This is a genomic window from Sulfurovum sp. AR (genome assembly GCF_000296775.1).
GTDB classification, from domain to species: domain Bacteria; phylum Campylobacterota; class Campylobacteria; order Campylobacterales; family Sulfurovaceae; genus Sulfurovum; species Sulfurovum xiamenensis.
In genome coordinates, this window is sequence record NZ_AJLE01000003.1 from 193,937 (window position 1) to 219,808 (window position 25,872).

The 25,872-nt window shown below is 39.6% G+C and carries 28 protein-coding genes; 17 read left to right on the forward strand and 11 right to left on the reverse strand.

Going from position 1 to position 25,872, the window contains the following annotated elements:
- Positions 1–164 precede the first annotated feature (164 nt).
- Both SULAR_RS04115 and SULAR_RS04120 read left to right on the forward strand, forming a co-directional pair.
- On the forward strand, positions 165–641 hold the full coding sequence (locus tag SULAR_RS04115; protein ID WP_008243290.1) for a hypothetical protein: 477 nt from the start codon (positions 165–167) through the stop codon (positions 639–641).
- 268 nt (positions 642–909) lie between these two features.
- Positions 910–1,128 (forward strand): cold-shock protein, encoded by a 219-nt coding sequence (locus SULAR_RS04120; RefSeq protein WP_008243291.1) that lies wholly within the window; start codon positions 910–912, stop codon positions 1,126–1,128.
- A gap of 52 nt (positions 1,129–1,180) precedes the next feature.
- Here SULAR_RS04120 and SULAR_RS04125 read toward each other — a convergent pair whose 3' ends face one another.
- Both SULAR_RS04125 and SULAR_RS04130 read right to left on the reverse strand, forming a co-directional pair.
- Positions 1,181–2,584, reverse strand: a complete 1,404-nt coding sequence (locus SULAR_RS04125) for a DUF4139 domain-containing protein (protein WP_008243292.1) — start codon at positions 2,582–2,584, stop codon at positions 1,181–1,183.
- Positions 2,585–2,621: 37 nt separating this feature from the next.
- Positions 2,622–2,987 carry a cytochrome c gene (locus tag SULAR_RS04130; protein WP_051002494.1) on the reverse strand — a complete coding sequence of 122 codons (366 nt, stop codon included), beginning with the start codon at positions 2,985–2,987 and terminating at the stop codon, positions 2,622–2,624.
- An 89-nt stretch (positions 2,988–3,076) separates the two neighbouring features.
- Here SULAR_RS04130 and folD point away from each other — a divergent pair, with 89 nt between their 5' ends.
- From folD to trpB, 7 genes are all read left to right on the forward strand, one after another.
- Entirely contained in the window at positions 3,077–3,922 is an 846-nt protein-coding gene (folD, locus tag SULAR_RS04135; protein ID WP_008243294.1) for a bifunctional methylenetetrahydrofolate dehydrogenase/methenyltetrahydrofolate cyclohydrolase FolD, read from the forward strand.
- Complete coding sequence (gene lepB / locus SULAR_RS04140) at positions 3,922–4,893, forward strand: signal peptidase I (RefSeq protein ID WP_008243303.1); 972 nt, start codon at positions 3,922–3,924, stop codon at positions 4,891–4,893. The genes folD and lepB overlap by 1 nt, the downstream gene beginning before the upstream one ends.
- An 11-nt stretch (positions 4,894–4,904) precedes the next feature.
- Positions 4,905–5,363 carry a ribose 5-phosphate isomerase B gene (gene rpiB, locus SULAR_RS04145; protein WP_008243305.1) on the forward strand — a complete coding sequence of 153 codons (459 nt, stop codon included), beginning with the start codon at positions 4,905–4,907 and terminating at the stop codon, positions 5,361–5,363.
- A 383-nt stretch (positions 5,364–5,746) separates the two neighbouring features.
- Positions 5,747–6,325, forward strand: a complete 579-nt coding sequence (locus SULAR_RS04150) for a hypothetical protein (protein WP_008243307.1) — start codon at positions 5,747–5,749, stop codon at positions 6,323–6,325.
- 81 nt (positions 6,326–6,406) lie between these two features.
- Positions 6,407–6,949, forward strand: coding sequence for an adenine phosphoribosyltransferase (locus SULAR_RS04155; RefSeq protein ID WP_008243312.1), 543 nt, complete (start codon positions 6,407–6,409; stop codon positions 6,947–6,949).
- 127 nt (positions 6,950–7,076) lie between these two features.
- Complete coding sequence (locus tag SULAR_RS04160; RefSeq protein WP_008243314.1) at positions 7,077–8,177, forward strand: metallophosphoesterase; 1,101 nt, start codon at positions 7,077–7,079, stop codon at positions 8,175–8,177.
- Positions 8,178–8,263: 86 nt separating this feature from the next.
- A complete protein-coding gene (gene trpB / locus SULAR_RS04165) occupies positions 8,264–9,511 on the forward strand; it encodes a tryptophan synthase subunit beta (protein ID WP_008243317.1) in 1,248 nt (415 codons plus the stop codon).
- 10 nt (positions 9,512–9,521) lie between these two features.
- On the opposite strand, the gene SULAR_RS04170 is transcribed toward trpB, so the two are convergent.
- A complete protein-coding gene (locus SULAR_RS04170) occupies positions 9,522–10,463 on the reverse strand; it encodes a hypothetical protein (protein ID WP_008243318.1) in 942 nt (313 codons plus the stop codon).
- A gap of 144 nt (positions 10,464–10,607) precedes the next feature.
- On the opposite strand from SULAR_RS04170, the gene SULAR_RS04175 reads away from it, so the two are divergent.
- The gene (locus SULAR_RS04175; RefSeq protein WP_008243320.1) at positions 10,608–12,071 is read left to right on the forward strand and encodes a leucyl aminopeptidase; all 1,464 of its coding nucleotides are present in this window, start codon (positions 10,608–10,610) and stop codon (positions 12,069–12,071) included.
- Between the two features lie 36 nt (positions 12,072–12,107).
- Here SULAR_RS04175 and SULAR_RS04180 read toward each other — a convergent pair whose 3' ends face one another.
- Positions 12,108–13,736: a cation:proton antiporter gene (locus SULAR_RS04180; protein WP_008243331.1), complete on the reverse strand. Its 1,629-nt coding sequence runs from the start codon at positions 13,734–13,736 to the stop codon at positions 12,108–12,110.
- Between the two features lie 196 nt (positions 13,737–13,932).
- Between SULAR_RS04180 and ychF the strand changes: the two genes are divergently transcribed.
- Genes ychF through SULAR_RS11235 form a run of 4 tightly spaced genes read left to right on the forward strand, consistent with a single transcriptional unit; the run spans position 13,933 to position 16,388 of the window.
- Entirely contained in the window at positions 13,933–15,036 is a 1,104-nt protein-coding gene (gene ychF, locus SULAR_RS04185) for a redox-regulated ATPase YchF (RefSeq protein ID WP_008243332.1), read from the forward strand.
- A gap of 12 nt (positions 15,037–15,048) precedes the next feature.
- Positions 15,049–15,510 (forward strand): DUF302 domain-containing protein, encoded by a 462-nt coding sequence (locus SULAR_RS04190; RefSeq protein ID WP_008243334.1) that lies wholly within the window; start codon positions 15,049–15,051, stop codon positions 15,508–15,510.
- On the forward strand, positions 15,510–15,989 hold the full coding sequence (locus SULAR_RS04195; RefSeq protein ID WP_008243336.1) for a DUF1456 family protein: 480 nt from the start codon (positions 15,510–15,512) through the stop codon (positions 15,987–15,989). The genes SULAR_RS04190 and SULAR_RS04195 overlap by 1 nt, the downstream gene beginning before the upstream one ends.
- Before the next feature lie 15 nt (positions 15,990–16,004).
- Positions 16,005–16,388 (forward strand): hypothetical protein, encoded by a 384-nt coding sequence (locus SULAR_RS11235; protein WP_188084878.1) that lies wholly within the window; start codon positions 16,005–16,007, stop codon positions 16,386–16,388.
- Positions 16,389–16,390: 2 nt separating this feature from the next.
- On the opposite strand, the gene SULAR_RS04205 is transcribed toward SULAR_RS11235, so the two are convergent.
- The gene (locus tag SULAR_RS04205; RefSeq protein WP_008243341.1) at positions 16,391–17,170 is read right to left on the reverse strand and encodes an exodeoxyribonuclease III; all 780 of its coding nucleotides are present in this window, start codon (positions 17,168–17,170) and stop codon (positions 16,391–16,393) included.
- A 97-nt stretch (positions 17,171–17,267) separates the two neighbouring features.
- On the opposite strand from SULAR_RS04205, the gene SULAR_RS04210 reads away from it, so the two are divergent.
- Positions 17,268–17,834, forward strand: a complete 567-nt coding sequence (locus SULAR_RS04210; protein WP_008243342.1) for a bifunctional 2-polyprenyl-6-hydroxyphenol methylase/3-demethylubiquinol 3-O-methyltransferase UbiG — start codon at positions 17,268–17,270, stop codon at positions 17,832–17,834.
- 31 nt (positions 17,835–17,865) lie between these two features.
- On the opposite strand, the gene SULAR_RS04215 is transcribed toward SULAR_RS04210, so the two are convergent.
- Positions 17,866–18,777: a L,D-transpeptidase family protein gene (locus tag SULAR_RS04215; protein ID WP_008243343.1), complete on the reverse strand. Its 912-nt coding sequence runs from the start codon at positions 18,775–18,777 to the stop codon at positions 17,866–17,868.
- A gap of 80 nt (positions 18,778–18,857) precedes the next feature.
- Entirely contained in the window at positions 18,858–19,562 is a 705-nt protein-coding gene (locus SULAR_RS04220; RefSeq protein WP_008243344.1) for a hypothetical protein, read from the reverse strand.
- A gap of 130 nt (positions 19,563–19,692) precedes the next feature.
- Between SULAR_RS04220 and SULAR_RS04225 the strand changes: the two genes are divergently transcribed.
- On the forward strand, positions 19,693–20,841 hold the full coding sequence (locus SULAR_RS04225; protein ID WP_008243345.1) for an MFS transporter: 1,149 nt from the start codon (positions 19,693–19,695) through the stop codon (positions 20,839–20,841).
- An 18-nt stretch (positions 20,842–20,859) separates the two neighbouring features.
- On the opposite strand, the gene SULAR_RS04230 is transcribed toward SULAR_RS04225, so the two are convergent.
- The 3 genes from SULAR_RS04230 to SULAR_RS04240 are packed head-to-tail and all read right to left on the reverse strand — an operon-like array spanning position 20,860 to position 23,245.
- Positions 20,860–21,480 (reverse strand): HAD family hydrolase, encoded by a 621-nt coding sequence (locus SULAR_RS04230; protein WP_008243346.1) that lies wholly within the window; start codon positions 21,478–21,480, stop codon positions 20,860–20,862.
- Positions 21,480–22,403, reverse strand: a complete 924-nt coding sequence (locus SULAR_RS04235; RefSeq protein WP_008243347.1) for a PDC sensor domain-containing protein — start codon at positions 22,401–22,403, stop codon at positions 21,480–21,482. Before SULAR_RS04235 ends, SULAR_RS04230 begins: the two co-directional genes overlap by 1 nt.
- Before the next feature lie 26 nt (positions 22,404–22,429).
- On the reverse strand, positions 22,430–23,245 hold the full coding sequence (locus SULAR_RS04240) for a phosphatidylserine decarboxylase (RefSeq protein WP_008243348.1): 816 nt from the start codon (positions 23,243–23,245) through the stop codon (positions 22,430–22,432).
- Between the two features lie 113 nt (positions 23,246–23,358).
- Here SULAR_RS04240 and SULAR_RS04245 point away from each other — a divergent pair, with 113 nt between their 5' ends.
- Positions 23,359–24,099: a 3'-5' exonuclease gene (locus SULAR_RS04245; protein WP_008243351.1), complete on the forward strand. Its 741-nt coding sequence runs from the start codon at positions 23,359–23,361 to the stop codon at positions 24,097–24,099.
- 34 nt (positions 24,100–24,133) lie between these two features.
- On the opposite strand, the gene SULAR_RS04250 is transcribed toward SULAR_RS04245, so the two are convergent.
- The gene (locus tag SULAR_RS04250; protein WP_008243353.1) at positions 24,134–25,837 is read right to left on the reverse strand and encodes a diguanylate cyclase; all 1,704 of its coding nucleotides are present in this window, start codon (positions 25,835–25,837) and stop codon (positions 24,134–24,136) included.
- Positions 25,838–25,872 lie beyond the last annotated feature (35 nt).

Here is a 25,872-nt window from a genome sequence, read left to right on the forward strand (position 1 = left end):
ATGATCTCTATCTGATAATGATCTTTCATTAGAATAAACAGTATGTAAACAAGAAAGAGACCTGTATAGGGTCTATATACTGCAGATCACAATGATATTTTTCTTGAAATATCAGCCTTCAAAAATGCTATAATAACTCTAATAGTCTACTGAAAGGATCAAAAATGGAAAAAGAGTTTAAAAAGATCATAGAAGATTCTAAGAAGTCCTTAGAGAAAATTGAAAAGAAGATAGAAACGAAAAGCGATGACTTTACAGAAGAGGTCAATGCATTTTGGATCGATCTGAAAAAACATCTATCCACGCTTGAAGACAAACTAAAAGAAACGTATGAACACTTTGAAGACCAAGCAGAACTCCAAGGACATTTAGGGATCATGGAGGCTCGCGATCGTGTTGAAAAGATTCAAGAGGCTACACTTGAGTTTAGTGATAAGATTTCAAATAATGCACAAGAGGAGCTGGATATTGTAGCACTAAGAGTACATCTTGCAAAGATGGAGAGTGAAGATTTTTGGGAAGAGAAACAAAAAGAGCTCCTGTATATTTACAGTGATGCTAAAGCAGAAGCCCAAAAAGCAGCCGAAAAAGCAGCCAAAGAACTTAATCATATGATTTTAAAATTAACAGAAATTATATAACTTTCTAAAAATAATAGATATCAATACGGCTGAAAGTCCCTTTATACCGAATAATATGACGGTAGATACCATAAAATATATTTAAAATAAATATCTTAATTTTAACTAAGCTTATAACTGAAAAAAGAGGCTACAATATAGTTGAAGAAAGATGAGGTTCGAGTTCATCTTTCGCGTGTTAAGTGTTATTGCTAGACCCCGAAAGACTTCTCTCTGATTTTGATTCCGCTTAATTATAAGTGAAAATTATTACCCAAAGGTACAAAAAATGGCAACATTAGTAAACGGAACTGTTAAATGGTTCAATGATGAAAAAGGTTACGGATTTATTCAACAAGAAAATGGTGGAGACGATGTATTCGTACATTTTCGTCAAGTGAACAACGAAAATGGTGGTCGTGTAACATTGAACGAAGGTCAAGCGGTAACATTTGAAATCGGTGAAGGTCAAAAAGGGCCACAAGCTGAGAACGTAACTGCACTCTAGTAGTGTCTTGCAGGCTTTGTGCCTGCAACTTATTCCTCTTTATTTTTCCCTCTTAATACTTCACTTTCAGATCTTTATCGTACGATAATTCAAACAGTACTTCTATTTTTTTCATTTCATGGGGTGCTAACGTAAGTTTTATTTCTATCTGTCCCTCTTTAAGTATGTTGTAGTCAACTTTTTTCTTAGAGTTAATACTTAAAAGTTTTGATGTGATCTCTTCTGTTGTAGATGTAGGTATGCGTTCTATAAGCGTAAGTGTTTTTACCTTGTCAGATTTGTTTGTGATCGAAATCCCATACCCATCCTTCTTACGTACAGTACCGCCAAATATACCTGTTTCACGTTCCTTATTCACAATGGGCTTGCGTACTATGTTAATATCTTCTTCTACTTTGGTGTAAAGGTCGTATCTCCCTTCCCTATACTCTCCTTGTGCCTTTTCGTTGATCAACTCCTGAGAAAACATTACTTTCCATTGATTATGCTCTATTTGATATTTTGGTTCAAAAGAACAGACATGAAATGCTTGTGTATTGGTATAAGGGTAGGCACGGATTTCACATGAAAGTGGTGCTTTCCAGCTCACTACTTTTACCTCCAAAGGTACACCGGTTGAAGGCAACACGAGTTTGTCTATCTTATACTCTCTGGCATCTTCATAAGAGACTGAAGGTGCAGCACTTTGTTCTGCCATCATCAGCATATCCATTTGTTCTCTTTTTTCCTTAGCCCTTTTAGCTACGAGTGGCATTGGTTCATACTTTCTGACCACCCATGGATAAAAGTGTGTTGGGTAGACCGTTTGATGGGCATCACGATAATAGAACATAGCGCTATCTGCTTCAATATCGATACCGCTTCTGTTAGTGATAGAGAGGTATTGTGTCACCTCTACTTCTTTTTCATCTTCTATATCGGCTTCATAGGCTGTAGAAAAAGAGACATACCCGTAAGGAAGGGTAAGATCAAGCTCTTGATCGCAATTCTTCACAGTCTCTATTGCACGTCTGCTGGGTGCCTGTTTATCAAATGCACTTTCTTTCATTTCTACTTCTTGATGCAAGCCCTTCTCTTCTTCTAAAAGTCTTGCCTGTGCGTTGCCAAGTTCTTTTGCAGACTCGATCAATAAATTGGCATCTACAGTTGCTGGTTGTGGCAATGATGCAAGTTGTTTTAAAAACTTACTGTTGTGCTGCACAGCTTGCAGCTTTTGCTCTACATTTTTTAAATCCGTCATAACCTGACATAATCTATCATCCGAAGGACAACTGGTCGTTATCGCCAGTGGGAGTGTGCTTCCCCCACACCTTGTTTTTAGACCTTTAGAAAAGCCTAGAAAATTGTTTTTTGGTGTAAATGTGTAAAAAGTATTGTCCTGATAGACAGCAAGAGAAGAAGCATAGCTCATGCTTCCACTTAAAAGTAGTATGGCAAGAGAAGTAGTGAATTTCATCGATCATCCTTTCGAGTATAAGAATGATTATAACCAATTATTCTGTACTGTTACTCTCTGTGAATTGTGACAGGTATGCCTGATTTTTTTTCTGCAGATAATCATAGATCGCTTTGACCTCTTCATTGGTCAAATAATAACGGGGCATGACTTTATGATAGGTATTCACTGCTTTGATCATGTCATCGAGTGAGTCTCTACGTATATCTGAACCTTTTAAAGCCTGTTTTCCATGTATATCCCGGTATTCAACAATGATTTGGCCTTCACCGCTTTCTCCATGACATTGTGCACAGCTTACGCCTCTGGGATTCGCATAAAGCATTTCACCATACTCATAGTGTGAAATAAAATCTTCTTCTCCCCATAACATTAAAGGCAGTAATATCAATAATAGTCTCATGATAGTATCAACGTTCACTCCAAACCGGCCAAAACTCTGTTGCCTAAAGTATTTTTGATATAATACAATAAAAAATATAAGGGCACTCTATGCAACTCATCGATGGTAAATCCTTAGCCAAAAAAGTGCAAACTACAGTCGCTACTGAAGTCGCAAAACTCAAACAAGAAAAAAATATCGTTCCAGGACTTGCAGTCATCCTCGTAGGTGATGATCCTGCCAGTCATGCCTATGTTAAAATGAAAGCAAAAGCGTGTGAGAATGTAGGATTTTACTCTATCACACATAACATGCCTGATACGATCAGTCAAGATGAGATCATAGCAACCATAGAGATGATGAACAACAACCCGCGTATAGATGGTATATTGGTGCAGCTTCCCTTACCTAAACAGATCGATACGGACAAGATACTTGAAGTCATAGATCCGAAAAAAGATGTGGATGGTTTCCATGCCTATAATGTTGGACGTTTGGTCACAGGACTTGACAGTTTTGTGGCATGTACGCCGCTTGGTGTGATGAAAATGTTTGAAGAGTACGAGATTGACCTCAGAGGTAAAGATGTATGTGTGGTAGGTGCAAGTAACATCGTCGGTAAACCTATGGCTTCCCTTCTTCTTAATGCAGAAGCCACAGTGACCATTACCCACATCCATACCAAGGACCTGAAAGCACATACAAGCAAAGCAGATATCATTGTTGTAGGTGTAGGTGTTCCTGGGCTTATCAAAGAAGATATGGTGAAAGAAGGTGCTATCGTCATAGATATCGGTATCAACCGTATAGAAGACGGTTCACTCGTAGGTGATGTAGACTTTAAAAATGTAAGTCCAAAATGTTCTTACATTACTCCTGTACCAGGCGGAGTGGGTCCTATGACCATAGCAATGCTTTTGAGCAATACACTGAAGTCAGCGAAAGCCAGAGCATAATGAAAGGTTTTATACAGGCTTCGGGCCGTTTTGCCAGTTCATGGACCGGAACGATCATCATCGTACTTTTTCTCATCTTCTTTGTGGCACAATCTTTTGTCATTCCATCAGGTTCGATGAAAAGAACACAACTGATAGGTGACTTTTTATTTGCCAAGAAGTTTTCCTATGGAATCCCTACCCCTCACTTGCCATGGTTAGAGATCCCTCTTTTACCGGATTTTAACGGGAATGGACATCTTATAGAAGGTCCTAGACCGCAAAGAGAAGATATCGTTATTTTCCGCTATCCAAAAAACCATAAAATACACTATGTCAAGCGTTGTGTCGCTGTAGGCGGAGATGAAATACTCTATGCCAATGAAAAACTGCTTATTCACTTTCATGAAGGTGAAGCATATATGAAAGCAAATTATCCTTCAGATAAACTGGTTTCGCTTCGAGGTAAGCTTTGGGTAGAAAATCCTTATATGTCAAAATATCCAGGTATACAGTATGCACCTGAAGGGGAAAATATCTTTGAGTCTCTTCTAAAGTACTATGCATACAATAAAGAGATCGATATGGTACCTGTCTATGTAGATGGTCTTGATACACCTACCTATGAGATCACAGGAAAAGGTGTCAATGCACTCTATGTAAAAGTAGATGAGGACCACTTCTATATGATCGGTGATAACCGTGACAACTCAAATGACAGCCGTTTCTGGGGTGCCGTTCCTTATAAGCTTATCGTAGGAAAGCCTTGGCTGAACTATATGAGTTTAGAACACCGTTCTTATGAGAGTGTACTCCATGGTGATGAATATGGCAGCGGGAAGGACAATGCAAGACTTAAACGTCTATGCGGTGAAATAGCGATTGATAGTAAAGCGTGTGAAGAGCTCTGGAACAAACAACGATTTACGGTCCGCTGGGGACGTGTAGGAAGACGTATAGAAACGATACAAACAGAACAACCTATAGAGTAAAGGGGAAAGACGTGAAAAAATTTTACATTGCAACAGACCATGCAGGATATGCGCTTAAAGCCTACGTTAAAGACTTTGTGAGATCACTAGGACATGAGATCATTGATCTTGGCCCGGACTCTGCAGACAGAGTGGACTACCCCGATTTCGCAAAAAAGTGTGCAGATGCCGTACTTGCTGACAAGGGCAGTTTTGGTATTCTTATTTGTGGTACCGGGATCGGTATCTCTATCGCTGCGAACAAAGTACCTGGTATACGTGCAGCACTTTGCCATGATACCTATACGGCAAAACTCACAAGACAGCACAATGATGCAAATATCCTTTGCTTTGGTGAACGTGTCGTAGGTAAAGGTGTGATAGAAGATATGATAGAAACATTTGCTAGCACAGAATTTGAAGGCGGTAGACATACCGGACGTGTCGCAAAGATAGAAAGTGTTTGTGCTTTCGGTTCCGACTTAGGTTAGTATTTACTACATAGCATCCAAAGGGCACACTGCCCTATCCTTATTCCTCTCTTACTTAACATACATATAGACCATTGAAGTCTCTATAGATTTACTAAACCATTGTAGATTTTCAAGATCACACTTTTTCTCATATATAGATGAGATAAGAAATTATAATAAATGTATATTTATTCCACAAAAAACAGTAAAACAGTCAATACTTAATGATACTTCTTGCAATAGCAAGACATTTTATCATATACTATATAGTATGTACAAAGATTGGGAAGATATATGTTCAGAGTTGTCATATAAGATATAGAAAAATTCATCTAAGACAACCTCTGTGATCATGGATCAAATATGTTATACATTATCAATGAGGGAAAAGGGTAACAACAATGACAAATTGGATGGACGACGCGGAAATCGATTATGTAAAACAAGAAAAAGATAAGATTTTGTATAAAGAACTAGGAGAGAAACTAGAGGATCTGGATAGAGAACATGATCTTGCATTATGGGCACTTAAAGAAGCAAACGACGTAGTAGACGCTCTTTGGGAAAGAAGACAAAAAGTTAAAAGAGAGTTGAGAAATGTTTCTCGAAGACTTAGAGAGAGGACTATGAGTAGAACCATGTATACAATTGATTTCAGGTCAGAAATGGAACTCTACTCTCCAAAGATCGTCTTTGAAAATATACATATCATCTCTGCTATTTTCAGTGATGGGGCAATAAAGATAGAAAGGGCTCTACAGGCAAGGATCAAAGATGAACTTACATGGAATGAGATCTTCTCATATATTGAGCCTATGGAGATCTATGTGATCTTGAAAACCATCATACTCAAAAGATTCTATAAAGATACAGCCTATACGATAGGTGGCAATATGGATGAGGATAAGGTAAAGAACATTGAGAAAAAAGCATTTGAAAAAATGAGAACGATCAATTTCATCGAAAATATCTACAAATAGGTCTGTACTACATTCGATACAACCTTCAAGCAACTATGCTACAATTAATCCAAAAAAACAGTTTCATCTCAAGGAAATAACATGACACTCACCTCCGAAGATAAAAAAATCATTCTGGACAGTATTAGAGACATCCCAGACTTTCCAAAGCCAGGTATCATCTTTAAAGATATTACTACCCTGCTCTCTACGCCAGATGCTTTTAATACTTTGATGACGCACCTTGCAAACCGTTATGAAAGTTATGACTTGGACTATGTTGCAGGCATCGATGCAAGAGGATTTATCTTTGGTTCCATTTTGGCTGATAGACTGGGAGTTGGCTTTGTACCTGTACGAAAGAAAGGAAAACTACCCTATACCACTGTGGCTGAGAAATACAGTCTTGAGTATGGATTTGACGAAGTAGAGATCCACATCGATGCATTTGGAGAAAAAGAAAATCCAAAGGTACTTCTCATAGATGATCTTATCGCCACAGGCGGAACAGCTAAAGCTGCTGCTAACCTCATAGATAAAGTGGGTGCAAATTGTGTGGAGGCATGTTTCATCATGGAGCTTGCTTTCCTCAATGGACGTCAAGGATTCGATGCCCCTGTCTATTCTGTTTTAGAGATAGATTAAGAGCTATGGCGTGTTCCTACATAAGCACACTATGAACAAAATTTATACTTTCATCAGATGATAATACTCCCTCACCAATAAACAAGCAATATAGAGTATAATGTAAAGATATTAACAAGGTGTTATGATGAGAGTCTATATATTTTTTTCAATTTTTCTTCTACTTTTTTTCTCAATACATTACCTTTTTTACTCCAGGGTCATCAAAAAGTTCTTGGTACCTGAAGCAGTAAAAAAGAAGTTGACCCTCCTGTTAGGCCTGAACTTTATTTTCAATATACTCTATGTCTTAGGCCGTTATACAGATCTTATCAACACGCCTTTTTATTATCTCTTCTCTCTCTCCATCGGTATCTCTTTTGTGCTTCTTTTATATCTTATTGTTCATGAAGTGCTTAACCTGTTTCATAAAACACTCAGAAGTGTCGACATTTCGAAAAGAAACTTCATTAAGAACAGTGGTGATGCTGCGTTGATCGCACTCTCTACCTCTTATGTCAGTGCCGGTGCCTATGAGGGGATGAAGGAGCCCGTCGTCAATGTAGTGGAGTTTGATCATTTTGATTTTTCTATCATTCAGATCAGTGATTTTCATATAGGAGGCCTGATCGACAGAGATTTTGTTAAAGCCTCTGTCTCTAAGATCAATGCGCTCAAACCGGACATCGTCTTTATAACCGGCGATCTTGTCGATACTGCGCTGGAAGAGATAAAAGAGAGTATCAGAGAACTTGACAATATCCGTGCTAAACACGGTATCTACTATATTTTTGGTAATCATGAGTTTTTTCACAATCCCCTGGAGATCATTGAGTTTATCAAAAGCACAAAGATCACACTGTTGCTCAATGAGAATGAAAAGATAGATGCATTAAAGCTCAATGTCGTAGGTGTAACAGACCTTATAGGCTATCGTATGAACCTGCTCGAACCGGATATAGATAAAGCCTTTAAAGGGTGCGATGACACCTATAAGACCATACTTCTGGCCCACCAACCCAAATATATAGAAGAGCTTGGAAACTATAGACCTGATCTCATTCTCAGCGGGCATACACACGGTGGACAGATCTGGCCTTTCGGGCATTTGGTCAGACTGCAGCAGCCCTATATCAAAGGACTGCATAGACTTTCCAATGGCAGCCACCTGTATGTCAATAGCGGTATCGGGTTTTGGGGACCGCCTATGAGACTGGATTCACAAGCCGAGATCGCCTACATTGTTTGATCTGACTCGTCTCATCTGCTCACCATAAGGCAATTTATAACCTCCCATACGATATAATCTGCCCAATTACTATACAAGAGAAACAGATGAACTTACATAAAGAAATATATATCCCTAAACCAAGTCCACATGATCCCGATAATCTAGGGCATTTTGGCAGCCTTGAAAATGGGCAGGTAGGTTTTGGTGGACGTTTTGTGCCTGAAACATTGATGCCGGCACTTGAGAAGCTTCGACTTGACTATGAAGCCGTACGTTTTGATAAAGAGTTTTGGGCAGAAGTGGACCATTACTACAAAAACTACGTAGGTCGCCCCTCTTCGCTCTACTTTGCTGAGAATCTCTCTAAAGAACTTGATGCAAAGATCTACCTAAAGCGTGAAGACCTTAACCATACAGGTGCACATAAGATAAACCACACGGTAGCACAGGCAATACTTGCAAAGCGACTCGGTAAGAAAAAAGTGATCGCAGAAACCGGTGCAGGTCAACATGGTGTAGCTACAGCTACGGTTGCCGCACTCTTTGGGCTGGAGTGTGAAATATTTATGGGTGCCAAAGATGCTGCACGCCAGGAATTGAACGTTTTCCGTATGAAACTGCTTGGTGCAAAAGTGCATGCCGTTGAATCTGGAAGTAAAACACTCAAAGATGCGATGAATGAGGCCATTAGACACTGGGTGACCAATGCACGCGATACCTACTATATCATCGGTACAGTAGCAGGTCCCCACCCTTATCCAATGATGATACGTGACATTCAGTCTATCATCGGATGGGAAGCGAAGCAACAGCTCAATGCAGTGGAAGGATGTCTACCTGACAAAGTGATCGCCTGCATCGGTGGAGGGTCTAATGCCCTTGGTATTTTCAATCACTTCTTAGAAGATGAAAGCGTAGAGTGTATTGGTATAGAAGCTGGCGGACTAGGACTTGACTCTAAACATGGCTGCTCACTGGCTAAAGGAAGCCCAGGTGTGCTTCACGGTCAACTGAGCTACATCCTTCAGGATGAAGATGGTCAGGTACAAGAGGCACACTCTATCTCAGCAGGACTTGATTACCCTGGTATAGGGCCTGAACATTCTTTTTTAAAAGATGAAGGTATCGCAAAATATGACTATATCACAGATGATGAAGCCTTGGATGCATTTGTATGGCTTTCTCAGGCAGAGGGTATCATTCCTGCCTTTGAAAGTTCACACGCCATTGCCTACCTTAAAAAGATGAAACCAGAGGAGATCAAAGGTAAAACGATCCTGATCAATCTTTCAGGACGTGGTGATAAAGATATGATACAGGCAAAAGATATACTCAAAGACCAGTTTGCCTAAACATCACAACCTATACATCGGTCATATACCTATTGCTGATGACGACAGATAATGGTATCTGCACGAGATAGGAAAACATGATAGGCAGAAGCATTGAAACACCAAAGGTACTTGCCGAAAAGGTAGAAAGCACCAAAGCCAAGGTGATGTATCGTGTAATACTTTGCCAAAATGCCGCTCTCTCCTGCGGTGAGTCCAAATTATAGATCAATTTTGAAACTATCAATACAAGCAGATAGAATACCGCTACTGCAATCAGAGCGATAAAGAAAAGTTCCGGTTCAAAATCATAAATGTCGATCAACTGTTGGGAACTCTGTAAACCGAACAGATAGAATAAAATGATAAAGATACTGATACGGCTGATAAATTTACTGTAAGTTTCGATCCATGTAAGCAATGGTTTTATTAAGAGTACCACCCTGCTTGCCAAGAAAGGTATCACGATTAAAAGTGTGATCACCGGTTCTACAAATCTACTGATAGTGATCTTCTCATCATAGGTCACCCCAAAGTGCCCTGCACTATACGTAGCAAAAAGATGCAACATCAATAATGAGAGTGAAACAAAAACAAGATTAATGAAAAGAAGCAAGAAACCTAAAGAGGTGTCAGCATTGGATCTTTTGATCCAATGCATGACCATACCTCCACCACTCAATACAGCAAGTAAAAACAAGCCTGCAGTAATGCCAAAATCATTCGTTATAAATCCGATAACCAGTGCAAATATCGGTAAAAGCAGATAGTTAATGATAAATCCTTTAAAAAGAACTGACCTATACTCCCATACCAGCATAGTATCTCTTACCTTGAATTTAAAAAGTGATGGCATGATGAGTGTAAGACCTGCAAAGAGGCAAATGTTTTTATCGAAAATAAACCCATCTGTCATATTACCATACATAAAACCCATTAGTGCTCCTGCTATCACAATAACAATTAACAGCATCATTTCTCCTTGCAATCTTTTTACATAGTATACTACAAAAAGTATCTTTAGTCTTTTTAGAAGTGGTCGTCTTCTTTATTCTCATACGCGTATTTACCAATATTTTGATATACTCCATAGAATAAAACAAACCAAAGGCTATCCATGAATTTCGAATTAACTCAACTCTCTGTGGCAGATATCCAAGGCGATATAGAAGTCATCATTGTCATCGACAAAAATACAGATCATACGTTCGTACAAGATAAAAAACTTTTAAAAAAAGCAGGTTTTGAAGGGGGACAGGATGAAACATGTCTCCTTGTAAGTAAAGACAGACTCTATGTGGGTGCAGACTCAACACGCAGTAAAGATATCAGAACGGCTGCAGCCAATGCCATTAAAGCACTCAATGGGAAAGAGTACAGATCTATCAAAATTGCAACCTATCTTTCCAGTGAGAAATGTATGAACTCTCTTCGTGCTATGGTGGAAGGCTTTGTCCTGGGTGCATACACATTTGAGAATTATAAAACAAAAAAAAGTAAGAAGAAGATCAAACATATCTCTATCTCACTTGAAGAGTATAACGGATACAAGGTAGATGTAGAAAAAGCTTCTACAGTCATCCATAAAGCACAGATCATAGCTGATGCCACCAACTTCACACGTAACATCGTCAACACAACACCGGATGACTGTTATCCGAATGTCATGGCAGAGATCGCTGAGACCATGGCAGATGAAACAGGTCTGAAGTGTAAAGTACTTAAGCCCAAAGAGCTGAGAAAAGAGAAGATGGAGACACTGCTTGCTGTGGCACGTGCAAGCCGACATAGACCAAGGGTCATACACCTTACACACAAGCCAAAAGATGCAAAATGTGTCGTGACCCTAGTAGGTAAAGGTCTTACCTATGACAGTGGTGGACTAAGCCTTAAGCCTGCTGACTTCATGGTGACTATGAAGTCGGACAAGAGTGGTGGTTCAGCGGTCATCGGTATCATGAAAGCCGTAGCAGAAATGAACTTGCCTGTAGAGGTACATGGTTTTGTAGGTGCTGTAGAGAATATGATCGGCGGGGATGCCTATAAACCTGATGATGTACTGGTAGCGAAGAATGGCAAAACGATCGAGGTACGCAACACGGATGCCGAAGGCCGTTTGGTCCTTGCAGACACACTCTGCTACGCACAGCAGGAGGTCAAAGCGGATTACCTCTTCGATCTTGCAACACTTACAGGTGCCTGTGTAGTGGGTGTAGGAAACTATACATCAGGTATTATGGGGAACTCTGATGACATGAAATCACTTGTTGTAGATGCAGCAAAACGTTCAGGAGAATTGGCCACTGCCTTAGACTTTAACCCTTACCTCAAAAAGACGATCAAGTCTGAGATAGCAGATGTATGCAATATTTCCAATACACGTTATGGAGGAGCGATCACAGCGGGTCAATTCCTCTCGGAGTTCATCGATGAAGACCATAAAGAAAAATGGGCGCATATTGATATCGCAGGTCCTGCATTTGTAGAACATGCATGGGGAGAAAACCCTTTTGGTGCTTCTGGTGCCGGAGTGAGAATGATGGTAAAACTTATTGAAAAACTCTCTGAGGATGATAAATAATCGGCATCCTAGAGAACAAGAGAGTGTTACATCGTTTTACTCTTTTGTGAGTTTAAGATGACATGCCAATGCCTCTTCTGCCAGCATATCAGCAATAGTATCTCTGCTATTGATGATATGTTTGATACCCAATGCTGAGATAAACTCTTCTTCTGCATGATTGTTTACACTTACGATACTATTGATATCATGATTGAATGAAGCAATATTTTCACAGATCAATTGTCTCTGTATCTCATTTTCTACCGTGACAATGATGGCATTACAAGCATTAACATTAAAATGTGATAAAACCATTTTCTGTGCGGCATTGGCAAAATAAATGGCTTCTTCACCTTTTGCTATGACATCATCCACTACCTTCACATCATGCTCAAGTATGACGTAAAGTAGATTTCTTTCTTTAAACATTTTGACAAGTTTTTGTCCTACCGGTCCATATCCACATATAATAATATGATTTCTATATGTACCACCTATAAGTGCACGGTCACGTAATGCCATAGGCTCTTTGTGAAGCATATCTGCAATCTTTTTAATATTTTTCAGTACAAAAGGTGTCAATATCATTGAAAAAATGACCGTAATGATCATGATCTGATTAAGTTCATTAGAGATGAGATTATTGGCATATGCAAGTGCAAACACAGCTAAGGCAAATTCTCCTACCTGAAACAGTGCCAATGCAGTTTTAAGTGCTGTTCTCGTCTGTACAAACACGCGTAAAATACTAAAGATAACTAAACCTTTAAAGAGCATAATACCTACAAGTAACCCAAATATAACATCTCCGTAATTCACAAGAGAATGCCAATCGATCAACATCCCTATCGTAATAAAAAAGACGCCTAAAAGGATATCTCTAAAGGGTATCAGGTCTGTTTCTATACGATAACGATACTTTGTTTCTGATATTATCATTCCCCCAAGGAATGCTCCCAATGAGTAGGAAAAACCAAATATATCTGCCAAATAGGAAGCACTCATAACAATAAGCAATACCGCAACCAGAAAAATCTCTTCTGAACCTGATGCTGTGATCCAGCCAAAGAATCGTTCAAGAAAATATTTACCGAAAAGAAAGAGAATTGAAAATACCACAATAGCACTTCCAAAAGTTTCAACCAGGAGAATGGACAAGGACTCAGTTTCAGAAGTGAAAAAAGAGACCATTAAAAGTATCGGAATAACAGCTAAATCCTGATACAGTAGAATGCCAAGCGTTGTACGTCCATAGCCTGAATGTATTTGATTGTTTTCATTAAGGATCTTCAGAACGATCGCTGTAGAGGAGAGTGCAAGTGCAAAACCTATGACGATAGCACTTCTAATATCCAGATCAAAAGCAAAGGAACCTAGTAATGTGAATAGAACCCCTGAAATGATAACTTGCATCGCACCATAAACGAAAACCTCTTTTTTCATCCTTTTGAGGTGGTTAACGGAAAATTCCAATCCTATAGTAAACATTAAAAATACAATTCCAAATTCTGCCAAATGAGATAACATTTCCCTGGAATCATTGGCAAAATGGAAAATTGATGAGATAGTAAAACCAGTGATAACATACCCTATAATCGTTGGTATATCAAATCTTTTTAGGACAACATTGAGTGCTGTTGCTATACCAATCGTAATAATTAATATCAGTAAAGCATTTTCCATTGATCTTCCTGTTTTTTTTTGATTCTGTCTCACTTGTATTTTTTTATCATAGCAAAAGTGTATGTAAAATAGATAAATTTTCTATAAATCATCTATGATCATCATGAATAAAATGACATCTGATAGGAACTAACCCCCTCTTCACCAATATTTCGCTAAAATCGCGGTAATCATATTATCATACTTAAGGAATACCATGGGACTAGGCATCGGACTTGTTGGACTACCAAATGTAGGAAAATCTACGACTTTTAACGCACTCACTAAAGCACAAAATGCAGAAAGTGCAAACTATCCGTTCTGTACCATCGAGCCAAATAAAGCGGTGGTACCTGTACCAGACAAAAGACTGGATGAACTTGCAAAGATCGTTAACCCTGAAAGAATACAACACTCAACGATTGATTTCGTTGATATCGCCGGGCTTGTAGCCGGTGCGAGTAAAGGTGAAGGTCTGGGAAATAAATTTCTTGGAAATATCCGTGAAACAGAAGTGATCCTGCACATTGTAAGATGTTTTCATGATGAGAACATTGTTCATACAGAAGGTTCTATCGACCCTATCAGAGATGTTGAGATCATTGAGCAGGAGCTTCTCTTTGCCGATATCGATGCAGTGCTCAAACGTATAGAGATGCTAAAAAAGAAAGCAAGAGGAAACGACAAGGATGCAAAAGAACAGCTTGAAGTCGCTGAAGCACTCCTGGCATATATAGAAGAAGGCCATCCTGTATCTACGTTTGCAGACAAAGAGAGTGATGGCTTTTTGGCGATGAACAAGGATCTGCGTCTTCTTACATCAAAACCGATCATCTATGGTGCAAATGTCGATGAAGATGGTCTGAGTGAAGACAATGAATATGTAAAAAAACTCAAAGCCTATGCAGCAGAACGAAATTCAGAAGTGATCAAACTGTGTGCCAAAGTAGAAGAAGATATGGTAGACTTTGATGATGAAGAGAGAGAGGAGATGCTTGCAGAACTTGGTGTTGAAGAGAGTGGTCTGGACCAGATCATACACAAAGGTTTTGACACACTTGGCCTGATGAGCTACTTTACCGCAGGTGTCAAAGAGGTACGTGCATGGACCATACGTAAGGGGACGACAGCACCTAAAGCTGCAGCAGTCATTCATAATGACTTTGAAAAAGGTTTCATCCGTGCGGAGGTTATCAGCTATGAAGACTTTATCGCTTGTGGAGGAGAAGCCGGTGCAAAAGAGGCTGGTAAAAGCAGACTGGAAGGTAAAGAGTACATCGTACAAGATGGCGATGTGATGCACTTTAGATTTAACGTGTAATAAAGGACCATGATGAGAAAATTACTATTCATTGGATTGATCGGGTTTGCTTTAGTTGGCTGTGATAGTAAAAAAGGCACCTTTCTTGAAACAGTAAAAAGTGAAAATGATCACACTACTTCAGTAGCCAAACTGGAAAAACTCATCATAGATCAAGGGCTTACACATTTCAGTACCATGGATCATAGAGCCAATGCAAGAAATGTCAATATGAATTTGAAACCTGAAACGGTTGTGGTCTTCGGTAATCCAAAGATGGGAACGGTTCTGATGAACTGTAACCCTTCTATAGGCTTGGACCTGCCTCTTCGCATACTTGTTACTACGAACTATGAGGGTGAAACAAGCTTTATTTATACCAATCCGGAATACTGGTCATTAAAACACAATGTTAAAGACAAAAATTGTTTAAACATACTGACAAAAGCTAAAATAGCATTAGCCGCCCTTGCCCAGAAAGCAGGTAAAAAATAATGCAGATCAATACAAATGAAATACTCTACCGTATACAAAAAGCACTGAATTTAACAACAGAAGAGATGTTAGAAGCCTATAGGCTTGAAGACTTTCCTATGGATGCTTCACATTTGGAGTCTCTTCTCAAACGCCGTCAAGACAAAGATTTCATACCGGCCAGTTATGAAGAGTTAGGTGTATTCTTAGATGGAATGGTCACACTTAAAAGAGGTCCATCTCCGAAAAAACAAAATGATGAGGAAGCGGTAGAGCTGACCAACAACCTCATACTCAAAAAGCTTCGTATCGCTCTGGAACTCAAAGAAGCAGAGACAGAGATCATCTTTGGTCTAGCAGATGTTGAACTCAGCAAACAGCAACTCGCTTCCCTTTTTCGAAAAGAAGGGCATAAGAACTTTAAGGCATGCTCTGATGAACTGCTCATGGCCTTTCTAGAAGGTTTGGATGAGTTTTACTATACGGGAGAGATAGAGTAGATCCCGCTCTACCATGTGATGCACTTAAAAAAATCCCTTCAAACTATCAAAAGTAAACTAGCCAAAAACGAAGAGATACTCAAACACCTCCAAAAAAGCCACCCTCACCTGGCCCACCTCTCAGAAGATCAAATATTAAAATACTTTAATGTTCAGAGCCTTCATGAACTGAATGGGCATATGGAACAGATAAAAAAGTCTCAAGAACTCCAAGTTGACCTCACTGTACAAAAAAAGGAAGTATGTACCTGCAGAGACAGTCATGGAGAGATCAAAGACCTTTATGACTCTGAAGTATCTGCCAAAGAGCAGATAGCTACACTATCCAAGGAAAAACAATTACGGCTTGGTGTTTATAGATGTCCTTATGGCTCTGGATGGCATTTGACCAAAGGATAAAGCTAAACCTTCAAAACCAACTTCACAGGACAGTGGTCACTTCCCATAATATGATCCAGTATATCTGCATCGACGATCCTCTCTTTGAGATCATCAGAAACGAAGAAATAATCGATCCTCCAGCCCACGTTTTTGCCCCTGGCTCCCGCTCTGTAACTCCACCAGCTGTAACGGTCTGTTTCATCGCCTTTTACATGTCTAAAGGTATCGATATAGCCATGGCTGAGAAGTTTGTCTATCCATTCCCGTTCCATCGGTAAAAAACCGGAGGTCTTTTCATTGGCTTTAGGTCGGGCGAGGTCGAACTCTTTGTGGGCTGTATTGACATCACCGCATACAATAATGGACTTACCTTCATCCCTTAAGGTGTTGATATGCTCTAAGAAACGGTCATAAAATGCCATTTTGTACTCCAAACGCTCATCGTCACGCTGTCCATTGGGGAAATAGACATTGAAATAGGCGATATCTCCAAAGTGGTATTCATTGATGCGTCCTTCATCCAAGATATCCACATGCGAACAACAAGATGCTTCACCCTTGATATCTGTATAGAGTGCTACACCTGACTGTCCTTTATTTGATGAGGAGTTGATACTTTGAAATTTGTATTCCCTCTCAAAGATACTCTCAGGGATCTGATCTGCTTCTGCTTTGATCTCCTGCAGCCCCAAAAAGTCCACATTTTCTTCATCGATCCACTTGAGTGCCTCTTTCTTCTCTACCGCCCTGATACCGTTCACATTCCAAGATATAAAGGTTAGTGTATTGCGCTCTGACATTTCATCTCCCTGATACAAATTTAACTGAGTCTCATAAAACTTATTTATAATTTTGATAGAATAATACCAAAAGAGACTTCAAAGAAAAAGGGCAGCTATGGCACAAGAGGATAAAGAACGTTGGGATGAAAAATGGCGAAACAAGCCAATGCCAGATGAACCCATCAAACTTGTCAGTGACTATGCTTCACTGGCTCCAGGACTAGAGGCACTTGACATAGCCTGCGGTATGGGAAGACATAGCAGATATCTTGCTTCCAAAGGATTTGAGGTCGATGCACTTGATATCTCTTCTGTGGCTATAGATCAGCTTCAGAACATCCCTCATATCCATGCAAAAGAAGTGGATTTTGATACCTATACCCTCCCCAAAGAGAAATATGACCTTATTATCTGTACCTATTTTCTAGAGCGTAGACTCTTCCCACAGATGATAGATGCTCTTAAGCCCAACGGTATCATTCTGATGGAAACCTTTTTACATCATCCTGACAATGAGCGTACCACATCCAATCCTGCTTTTCTTCTGAATGAAGGTGAACTAGAAGCCACTTTTGATGACACATGTGAACTTTTACAACTACCTGAGTTTTGGGATGAAGACTACCAGGGGTACAGAACGATGAAAACGTCTATGGTCGCTAAAAAGAAAGCAGCGGTTTGAGATAAAAACTTTTAGATTAGTCCATTTGAGATCAGTTTACGATACTGACCGGTGTACCTTTACGTACCTTGTTAAAAATGGTTTTTGATACTTTATAAGGAAGTCTGATACACCCATTGCTTCCAGGATACCGTTTCACATATTTACTTGCATGAAGACCGATACCACCACTTGTAAGCCGCATCCAGTTCTTAAGTGATGCACCCACATATTTGGCTTTTTTACCTTTATATTTTCTTCTGTCACCTTTGTAGACCAACTTCTTGCCCCGATACATTTTACCAAAGATAGTAGAACGCTTATCTGCTATCTTCTCCTTGATACAAAATGTCCCTTTGGGTGTACTTTGATTTCGGATGATCCCAGTATTAGGTTCAAGCTTTCTTTTGGCCCCGGTCGTACAAGGTGCACAAAGTGCTACTTTATCGTTGACATAAAGCCTTATTCTTTGCTCTGAGATATCTACTTTTAATTTTGTATTTCTTCCATTTGCTTTACTGAGCAGTTTTTTATCTTCATAGATACTGTAACTTTTTCTCAAGTTTGTGTGTTTTCTAAAGTCAGCATAGTTGTTATACTTCATCAATTTTACATGTTTGACTTGTTTATCTTTAGGGAATTTGATATTTTTAGAAATTTTATCAAGTTTGGATTTGGTTTCTTTTCCTACCCAGCCGTCTGTATGAGTCAGCCCATAATACGTTTGAAAAGCGATCACTGCTTCTTTTGTCTTCTCTCCCCATCTGCCGTCAACCTTGAGTTTCACATTGATGTGTTTATCTCTATTCAGTGCAATTTGAAGATTGCGTACAGTGTTAAAATCATTTGTACATTGTATGGTTTGGGTACCGTCACACATATCATCATGTGTTTTAAAATAATTCTTGGCGTTTGCCATGGAAATAAGCGTAAAAAGGGTAAAGAGGATCTTTATGAAGGGCAAAATGATATCTCCGGAAAATTATGATAGTAATTATTATACTGTTTTTCCATTAAGCCATTCTAACCTGAGTTTGAGAGATCTCAGATCAAAAATGATGTTACCACTCCTATAAGGCCACCGAAAACACCGCCCCACACCACAAGCCATCCTAAATGTTCCTTGATCAGATCTTGTACTAGTTCTTTCACCATTTTTGGTGTCAGTTCATCCAATCTTTTTGCGATCAATGTTTCTACTGAAACGATCATATCTTCACTTAAGGTTGAGCTTTGTATATGATGGTCAAGTTGTGCCTTAAAAGCAGAAGAAGAAACGATGGCACTTACAGCACTCTTGAGCTTGCGTGAAAAAGGATCACGTAAACCTTCTAATGCGGCTTCACCACCGAACATTGCGATAGCGCCACCGAATTTCGATTCCATCACCGTTTTAGAGAGTGCATCAAAAGCAGGAGAAAAGTCTGCACCTTCGACCAAAGGAGTCAGATCTATATTCTCTTCTTCTTTTGCAAAAAAATCTCCCAGCTGCTCTTTACTAAAGAACTGTTTCATCATCATCTCACGGATAGACGCTTTGAAAGCCGTAAAGTTTTTTTCTATCACCCCGGAGCCATATAGTAATGGTACCTTTTCAAATAACATATGAATAGCAAGTTGATTAGTAATGGCTCCTGAGAGTGCAAATAATCCTGTAAACAGCAGCATCTCATAATAGACAGATGGCACCAGAAAAGCTATCCCTATAAGAAGGAGAGAAAAGAGATCGGTGATGAGGGTTTTTGACATTGGAGTTCCTCTTTGCATTTTTTGCGTAATATAGCAAAATCTGAATTATAGTACGCCATCAACTCAATATACCAACATTAAAAAGAGGATATAATTGATTTTAACGATAAATTACCTAATAAAGCTTTCCATGTCTAAAACTATAAATAAGAAGATACAGATCTCTCTACTCTTGATCGCAACGATGGGTGTGATGTCCGGCATCACTGTTGTCTCTTCTCTTCCCCTCATTAGTCAAACATTCAGTGATCTTCCTCATATCGAATTTCTTTCAAAACTGATGTTGACCATTCCTTCCATCATCATTGCACTTTTTGCTCCAATAGCCGGGATCATTGTAGATAAATTTGGCAGATTAAAACCGCTCTATACAGGGATCATCCTCTTTGTACTGGGTGGAAGTTCGGGATTTTATCTTGAGAACTTCTATGCCATTCTTGCCGGTCGGGCGGTTCTAGGTATAGCTGTTGCACTGCTTATGACCAGTTCTACCGCACTCATAGGTGATTATCTGGATGAAATGGCACGGCATAAATTTATGTCTGTTCAGGGGATGGCCGTAGCACTAGGAGGGATCCTGTTTATTACAGCCGGAGGTCTACTTGCGCAACTTCATTGGTCCTACCCTTTTGCTATCTACATCTTACCCCTCTTCTTTCTACCTCTGCTGCTTACCGCTCTCCATGAGCCTGAGAAACATACACATGTTGAAAGTGATATGGAGATAGAGGCCAAACTCTGGCCTATATATCTCACTGCTTTTTTTGCCATGGTACTTTTTTATATGCTGCCTACCCAACTGCCTTATCTCATTATAGAGACTTTACATGGCAAACCAAGTACTATAGGATTGGTCATTGCTACAGCGATGATCTTCAATGCTCTTACCTCGAGACAGTATGCCAAACTGAAAGCGAGGTTCTCTTATGTCCATATCTATATTATGACATTTATTTTTTTTGGCACAGGCCTCTTCATCATTTCTCAAGCCCACACTATTGCACAACTTTTTTATAGTACAGCGTTCATTGGTATAGGATTTGGCCTGATCCTTGTCAATACCAACTCATGGTTTCTTGCGAAAGTACCTGCTCAGAAGAGAGGGAAAGCTTCAGGCGTACTTGCATCAAGCTTCTTTCTAGGACAGTTTTCTTCTCCGATGCTCATGCAACCTATTGTACATCTCTATGGCATTCAAGGACTTTTTTTGATCGTATCGGGTATTGCGTTAACGACAGCATTGATACTGTTTTTAAAAGACAGGATCCCTAAAATATAAAGGTTTAAAAATAGATAGTTAACGTAGTAGTATAGTATGCAGTTCATCGACACTGCGCACAGCATCTGCATGGTCTGTAAAACCCCAGTCAACCATAATATAGTCTATCTCTGCCCTTTGGCTTGCCAACGCATCACGTGGACCGTCACCAATAAAAAGTGCCTGATGGCTGCTATGACCTAGTTGATCCAGTATTTTGTGAAGCATGTCCGGGTGTGGTTTTCCTTGCGGGACATCATCATAACAGGCGATTGCATCAAAATGCTCATAGACCTCTAGGTGGGTCAGTGATTCTATGGTTGAACCCCTGTAAGCATTGGTCGCTACAGCAAGATCGTGTCCTTTGCCTTTCAGCGTATCAAGCAGCTCTTTGATACCCTCATAGAGTACCAATTCGCTTGCATGGTTTTTCGTATAGTACTCCGAAAACCATTTTTCATGGTCCCGGTCAAAGGCTTTTGCATGGTAAAAGGTTTGTGCAGGATTGATCGTATGGTCATTGACCAATCTTAAAATATACTCTTGTGCCATGGGTTCAAAACCCAGGTTTTTTCGAACATAATTGATCGCATTGGCTATGGTCAATGAAGAGTTGACCAAGGTGCCATCCATATCAAAAATGATCAGTTTTTTATCCACTAGTTCATCTTCTCCGTATCTTTAAGTCTTGGCTGTATGAACTTCACATAGACAGAAAGGCTCACTAGAAGTAATGCAACACCGGAAATGAGATAGACCGCATACACAAGCTGGGCCGGATCTGTGAGTGCAAACTTAAATACCAGCATCAAGGCTTCAATGGACAGTGCAATGATAATGGAGCCTAAAAAACGAATCATTGTCTGATGTCCCTCGCCGGTGGCCCCTTTTTTCTCCTTACCCAAAACTTCTTCCTCAAATATTGCTTTGACCAGATCGAAAATAGCCAAAGAGAGGGTCAACAGGATCGTGGCTTTAAACATCTCATTAATATCAATCGCAGTAAAATCAACACCAAAATGCAAGAATGCTGTCACACCTTTGACAAAGAGTAACAGTGATACACCTGCCAGTGCTAAAGAGAATGCAGTATAGGCAATTTTACTTAATTTTCCAGAATATGAGTCGATAGAGCTTGGATGCACCATACGTAAAATATTTGCCAAAGAGATATCTACGCAAATAATACTGATCAAATTATCATTTTCATCTACGATTGGAAATGATGCAGTGACAACCATCGTATTACTTAAATTCGACGGGTATGGTTCTGTTAAGGTACAACGATGTTCTCTTTGCGTTTTATAGTAATAAGCCCTATCACTTCTATCCTCACCTTTACCAATCCCCTGAAGCTTTTTATCCTTAGAGATATTTTCAGTGATCTGTATACCTTTACCATCCAGTGCATAAATCGCCTCTGCAGTAGGGATACTCTCATGAAGCGGTTCTAACTTTGCAAGTACTGTAGAAATATCACCATTGATAATCGTTTGAGAAATATGTCTTCCTATGATATAACAAAGGTATGCTCTTGCTTTCGCACGGACCTGTGCATACTCTTCTATCTCTTTAATTTTCATACTTTCTCCCCTTTATTTGTAATCTTCTATAATACTTTACCTAAAATATCAGTAAATTTTACTTTTTGATTGATCGCTACTTCCGGGAATATACTCCCTTTTTCTGAAAAGGTCAAGATCGTCGAGCCCATCTCAAACCAGCCATAGAATTCTCCTCTCTCGACCCAAAAATCTTCATATTCATAATGCACCGGTTCTCTTATCTCTGAATTCGTTCTCACTTTCTCTTCAAAGGTTACAACCATTTGACCTACATTGAGTGCAGCCACAAGTACCAGTACCTGTGTTCTTCCCTTCTCATCTTCACACTCTATGATCACTCTTTCATTTTCAATGAAGAGGTCCACTTTATGACGGAGTAACGGGAAATTCACAGGATAGTGTTTACCCGGGATATGTGTCAATGATTTTACCTTGAGTCTCATCGGCATATGATAGCGATGGTAATCTTTGGGAGAGAGATAAAAATTGATGAACTCTCCTCCTTCTACTTTACTGACCGCATCCTGATGATAGGTACCAAAAAGCTTATCAATAGAGTAACTCATTCCTTTGATCTGATAGGCTTTACCCTCTTTGATCATCCCTGCATCCGTAATGAGTGCATCCACACCGGATATCAGAGCATCTTTATCTTCAGGCAAGGCTCTAGGAGTTTCAAAAGCCCTTGTAAAGAGTTTGTTCAGTGTCGGGTAAGCACTGGGCTCTTTGAACTCACTCATATCAAGTCCCATAAGTTTTACATATCCATTGTTAATAAAGTGTTGTATCGGTGAGGGAAATGCTTTAGAAGCGAACTTTCCAAATGCACTGGAGATGATCGAAGTAAAGTGTTTGGCCATGGTGTGTCCTGTAATTGAAGCTATAATATGCAGTATTATACCATTTGTCATTTAGGGTTGGGGTTGTTAGATAAAATACGATACTATCTATCTACATCATTCAAGGATAAAGCATGGCAATATACGTACTTTTCGATACAGAAACCACAGGAAATCAAGAACCTGACCGCATTATACAGGTAGGTGCAATGATCGTACACAGTAAAGATGAGATCGAAGTGTTGGATGAACTGTGCCAGGCGCCTGTACCCATCACTGTAGAAGCGATGGAAGTACATAACATCACACCGGAGCTCATCAAAGACAAAGGACTTTACGATGAAACCGATTTTGCACTCAAATTACAGCAGTTCAACCAAAAAGAGAATTATCTTATCGCACATAATATTGCTTTTGATCTGGGTATGCTGGAAAAAGAAGGGTTTCAAAACCACTACACCCTGATAGACACACTCCGATGTGCCAAGCACCTGCTTCCTGACAGTCCCAATCACAGACTGCAGTATCTGCGCTACGCACTTGAACTCTATCAGATCGAAGAGGCAGAAGCGCAAAAACTCGGTATCACTATCAAAGCACATGATGCGATAGGTGATGTACTTGTCATGAAATTGCTGCTTTCAAAACTGGTACGTCTGACTCAAGAGAAATTTGCAGGTATAAACCCTATGCAAAAACTGGCTAAACTCACCCAAACCCCTGTGATGATGAAAACCTTCAAGTTCGGGAAATACAAAGACAGAGAGATCGCTGAAGTCGTGAATGAGGACAGAGGCTATATTACATGGATGAGAGCCAACCTGGACCTGGATGAAGATATGACATTTACGCTCGATTACTATCTGGCTTCATAGGGTCTCAGAGTGTAGAAAGTTCCTTTTGCTACACTCACACCCTGATAAATTTATCTAATGCTTTCACCCTATTCCTGCCGCTCTCTTTCACATGGTAAAGGGCTTTATCGGCTCTTCTTACAATGGTCTCTATGCTTCTTTCAATGTGGTTATATTGGCTGATACCAAAACTGGCCGTAATGTAGAACTTCTCATCCTTCTCCATGAACTTTTTATTGGCTACTCTTTTTCTGATACGTTCAGCAAGGAACAAGGCTTGTTTCTCATTGGTTTCAGGCAATAAAACCAAAAACTCATCACCGCCCATTCTAAAAGCATAATCATATTCCCTGATCACACCTTTTACGATATTTGCTACTGCTTTCAATACATTGTCTCCTGCGTCATGTCCATACGTATCATTGATCTCTTTAAAATGGTCGATATCAAACATAATGATCGATAGACATCTATTGTGCCGTAAGAGACGGTTAAACTCTTTATGTGAGATCTCATAATAGGCTCTGCGGTTATAGAGTCCTGTTAAGATATCTGTTTTTGCCTCTTTTTCAGCGATGAGCCTTTTCTCCTGTGTCATTTTCATACGATCAGCCAGTGCCATAGAGAGTAGAATCACATCGATATACATACCAAAATCATTGGCCTTATAGGTCAGATAGGTATACGGAATATAAGACATGACCGTCAGCGCAGTAATAAAAGCACCGATCAGACCACTGGCAGTACCAAGAAGAAAAAATCGAGCTGAATGATTACCCGTGAGTAGACTATACAGTGCGATACCAAAGAGATAGACACTGATCAAAAGTATTGATATGATAGCAAGCATCACATGATAATGATAGCCACCGATCATAGCTGAGAGCACTGCAACCCCGACAATACCAAAGATCAGAATCGTTGTGATGATGTACAAGGTATGATGGTATTTCACAAAGTTTAAAAATGATTTTGCAAAAAGCAGTGCGGCCACCACATAAAAATAGATCGATGTAGACTGTGCCCAATTTTGCACAGTAGGCCAATGAGGGAAGAGGTACATAAAAGTATAGCCGTTATAAGAAGCATTCATCGCAAAAAAGGCAACCAGGAAGAGTACATAATAAGCATAATAACGGGCTTTCACACCAAAATAGAGAAAAAGATTATAGAAGAGCATGGCAACAATACCACCATACACCAAACCGATATACATCGACGCATCAACCTGTTCGGCTAAAAATGCTGCTTTATCCATGACAGACATCGCAACAATAAAAGGATCTCTTGTTTTCACTTGAAGATAAACGGTAGAAATACCCGGTTCAAACAGTGGTTCGAAATTGATAAGATAGTGATCGAGTGCTCTTTTTGAATAAGGATAGGTATTCCCGCCCTGATAGGTCTTGACTTCTCCTTTTGAAGATATGACAGTGAAGGTCACGGAGTCAAGCCAGGCCGGTTCAAAGATGATCAGTCTGGATAGTGGTGTCTCTTCTTTATTGATCACTTTGAACTGATACCAAAATGCTGAATTTGTAAAGGGATGGCTTGCTACAGGTTTATTGAGTGGTATAAAATCTTTGGAAGGAAGACGGCGTATCTCGGATAATGTCATCTTCGCAGTCGTATCCTCATACTCAAGCATCGATTCACCGATTTCATAGTGTGAGTCTGAAAGGTCCAGTACCTTTAACTGTACTTCTCCATAGAGAAGGGAAAGATAAGAAAAAAGTACTAAAAAAATTGTTTTTTGCATCTTTTATCCTTGATATTGATAAGACACACTCTTTT

Coding starts and splice junctions, on each gene's coding strand:
- SULAR_RS04115 (WP_008243290.1), top strand. CDS start 165: ATGGAAAAAGAGTTTAAAAAGATCATAGAAGATTCTAAGAAGTCCTTA.
- SULAR_RS04120 (WP_008243291.1), top strand. CDS start 910: ATGGCAACATTAGTAAACGGAACTGTTAAATGGTTCAATGATGAAAAA.
- SULAR_RS04125 (WP_008243292.1), bottom strand. CDS start 2,584: ATGAAATTCACTACTTCTCTTGCCATACTACTTTTAAGTGGAAGCATG.
- SULAR_RS04130 (WP_051002494.1), bottom strand. CDS start 2,987: ATGAGACTATTATTGATATTACTGCCTTTAATGTTATGGGGAGAAGAA.
- folD (WP_008243294.1), top strand. CDS start 3,077: ATGCAACTCATCGATGGTAAATCCTTAGCCAAAAAAGTGCAAACTACA.
- lepB (WP_008243303.1), top strand. CDS start 3,922: ATGAAAGGTTTTATACAGGCTTCGGGCCGTTTTGCCAGTTCATGGACC.
- SULAR_RS04150 (WP_008243307.1), top strand. CDS start 5,747: ATGACAAATTGGATGGACGACGCGGAAATCGATTATGTAAAACAAGAA.
- SULAR_RS04155 (WP_008243312.1), top strand. CDS start 6,407: ATGACACTCACCTCCGAAGATAAAAAAATCATTCTGGACAGTATTAGA.
- SULAR_RS04160 (WP_008243314.1), top strand. CDS start 7,077: ATGAGAGTCTATATATTTTTTTCAATTTTTCTTCTACTTTTTTTCTCA.
- trpB (WP_008243317.1), top strand. CDS start 8,264: ATGAACTTACATAAAGAAATATATATCCCTAAACCAAGTCCACATGAT.
- SULAR_RS04170 (WP_008243318.1), bottom strand. CDS start 10,463: ATGCTGTTAATTGTTATTGTGATAGCAGGAGCACTAATGGGTTTTATG.
- SULAR_RS04175 (WP_008243320.1), top strand. CDS start 10,608: ATGAATTTCGAATTAACTCAACTCTCTGTGGCAGATATCCAAGGCGAT.
- SULAR_RS04180 (WP_008243331.1), bottom strand. CDS start 13,736: ATGGAAAATGCTTTACTGATATTAATTATTACGATTGGTATAGCAACA.
- ychF (WP_008243332.1), top strand. CDS start 13,933: ATGGGACTAGGCATCGGACTTGTTGGACTACCAAATGTAGGAAAATCT.
- SULAR_RS04190 (WP_008243334.1), top strand. CDS start 15,049: ATGAGAAAATTACTATTCATTGGATTGATCGGGTTTGCTTTAGTTGGC.
- SULAR_RS04195 (WP_008243336.1), top strand. CDS start 15,510: ATGCAGATCAATACAAATGAAATACTCTACCGTATACAAAAAGCACTG.
- SULAR_RS04205 (WP_008243341.1), bottom strand. CDS start 17,170: ATGTCAGAGCGCAATACACTAACCTTTATATCTTGGAATGTGAACGGT.
- SULAR_RS04210 (WP_008243342.1), top strand. CDS start 17,268: ATGGCACAAGAGGATAAAGAACGTTGGGATGAAAAATGGCGAAACAAG.
- SULAR_RS04220 (WP_008243344.1), bottom strand. CDS start 19,562: ATGTCAAAAACCCTCATCACCGATCTCTTTTCTCTCCTTCTTATAGGG.
- SULAR_RS04225 (WP_008243345.1), top strand. CDS start 19,693: ATGTCTAAAACTATAAATAAGAAGATACAGATCTCTCTACTCTTGATC.
- SULAR_RS04235 (WP_008243347.1), bottom strand. CDS start 22,403: ATGAAAATTAAAGAGATAGAAGAGTATGCACAGGTCCGTGCGAAAGCA.
- SULAR_RS04240 (WP_008243348.1), bottom strand. CDS start 23,245: ATGGCCAAACACTTTACTTCGATCATCTCCAGTGCATTTGGAAAGTTC.
- SULAR_RS04245 (WP_008243351.1), top strand. CDS start 23,359: ATGGCAATATACGTACTTTTCGATACAGAAACCACAGGAAATCAAGAA.
- SULAR_RS04250 (WP_008243353.1), bottom strand. CDS start 25,837: ATGCAAAAAACAATTTTTTTAGTACTTTTTTCTTATCTTTCCCTTCTC.